We start from the raw sequence: 1,916 nt of genomic DNA on the forward strand, positions 1-1,916 counted from the left end.
CGCACCGTCGGCTCCGGCGTCGTGTCGAAAATCCTCGTCTGAGGTACCGCGCCGCCCTTGGGCGGGGTGACAGAAGATCAGGGGCCGTCTGCGGACGGCCCCTTTTTTGTGGCGCGAGCCCGACAGCAGAAAGGCCGGTCCCGAAGGACCGGCCTTTTGCCGAAACGCGCGGAATTGACGCCGCGCGGCTGCGGTCAGCGATAGGCGCGGATCAGCGCCTCGGCAGCGGCTTCCTTGTTGGCAGCGCCATCGGTGTTGTCGATCTCCTGCGCGACTGCGGCCAGCTGCGACGCGCTCAGACCCGACAGGTCGGCGCCGGGCAGGACCCGTTCGATCTGCTGCTGTGCAACAGCGGAGGTCGAGGTCAGAGCCGAAGCGGCACCGGTCAGAGCGGCGCTGGCGATCAGGGCGGCGGCAAGAATGCGTGTCATGTGAGTGTATCCTTCATGTGGTGTGAAACGCGGCCCGAACCCGGTGCCGCGCCCCGTCTTGTTGGCGGGATGAGTTGTAAATCGTTGTTATCGCGCCGCTTTTCAAATCACGGAAACAAACACGGCGGATCGCGAACCTGTGTGCTTGAACGTGAACAGCGGCTTTCCAATAGCGCGGATCACCTTTGGAAACGCTGAGGTTTTATAATGTCACGGCCGTGTGAGAGAGCCAGATTTTGCGTGATCGTCCCCCGGTTTTTCCCCCGCGCGAGGCTTCGGCGCCATCTCTGTGCAATTTTGCACGCTGCCGCAAACACCCCCATTTGCCCTTGCCGCAGGCCCTGCCGGATGTAGTTCTTGGCCATGCAAGATCTTGTTCCCAGCCCCGATGACCTGATCGATACCGGCTTCGTGCTGGACGGTCCCGATGCCTGCCGCCGCCTCTCTCCGTCGGAGGCGCCCGAGGTGCTGCGCAGCGCCACGCTGGGCTGGGTGCATCTGAGGGCGCAGCACCCCGACACGCCGGGCTGGATCGTGGAAAACCTGTCCTATCTGGACGCCACGATCATCGACGCGCTGGTGGCCGAGGAAACCCGGCCCCGGGTCACGCGGGTCGGGGACGGGCTGATCGTGATCCTGCGCGGCATCAACACCAATCCGGGCGAGGATCCGGAGGACATGGTCTCGGTCCGGATGTGGATCGATCCGCAGCGCATCGTCAGCCTGTCGCGCCGCCGCGTGCGCGCCATCGAACGCATCGCGGAGGCGACCGAGGCGGGGCAGGGGCCGCGTGACTGCGCGCAGTTCCTGACCCTGCTGGTTGAGCATCTGACCCAGCGGATCGAGGGTTTCTGGTCCGGCCTCGAAGAGCAGGCCGACTCGCTCGAAGAGAATGTGCTGGCGGGCGGCGGCGCCGAGATGCGGCAGCAGGTGGTCGAACTGCGCCGTCAGGCCATCATCCTGCGCCGCTATCTGATGCCGCAGCGCGATGCCCTGCGCGGCCTGCAGGCGGCGCATCCGCACTGGGTGGAAGAGGATGACCTGCGCCATCTGGCCGAGGAACTGGATGCGCTGGAACGGGTGGTGGAAGATGCCGATGCCATGCGCGACCGCATGGCGCTGGTGCGCGATGAACTGGCCAGCCAGCTTTCCGACCGGCTGAACCGCAACATGTATCTGCTGTCGATCCTGTCGGCGCTGTTCCTGCCGCTGGGATTCCTGACCGGGCTATTCGGAATCAACGTGGCGGGGCTGCCCGGTGCGGGCGATCCAAAGGCCTTCTGGATGTTCTGCGGCGTCTTGGCGGGCGTGGCCGGGCTGCAGCTTTTTGTGCTGCGCCGTCTGCGCTGGATCTGACCACGATTCCCCCTTGCAAAGCCACGGTCCCTTTCGTAAACGGAAGCCCGGCCACAGGGGTATAGCTCAGCTGGTAGAGCGACGGTCTCCAAAACCGTAGGTCGCGGGTTCGAACCCTGCTGCCCCTGC

The 1,916-nt window shown here is 65.2% G+C and carries 2 protein-coding genes and 1 tRNA gene; 2 read left to right on the forward strand and 1 reads right to left on the reverse strand.

Going from position 1 to position 1,916, the window contains the following annotated elements:
* Positions 1-194 precede the first annotated feature (194 nt).
* A complete protein-coding gene (locus tag VK682_RS27150; RefSeq protein WP_089852151.1) occupies positions 195-431 on the reverse strand; it encodes a hypothetical protein in 237 nt (78 codons plus the stop codon).
* Positions 432-794: 363 nt separating this feature from the next.
* Between VK682_RS27150 and VK682_RS27155 the strand changes: the two genes are divergently transcribed.
* Positions 795-1,787 carry a zinc transporter ZntB gene (locus tag VK682_RS27155; RefSeq protein ID WP_230798228.1) on the forward strand — a complete coding sequence of 331 codons (993 nt, stop codon included), beginning with the start codon at positions 795-797 and terminating at the stop codon, positions 1,785-1,787.
* 55 nt (positions 1,788-1,842) lie between these two features.
* Positions 1,843-1,915 (forward strand) — tRNA-Trp (locus VK682_RS27160).
* The last annotated feature ends 1 nt before the right edge of the window (position 1,916 follow it).

The organism is Salipiger marinus, assembly GCF_035481585.1.
GTDB lineage: Bacteria > Pseudomonadota > Alphaproteobacteria > Rhodobacterales > Rhodobacteraceae > Salipiger > Salipiger marinus.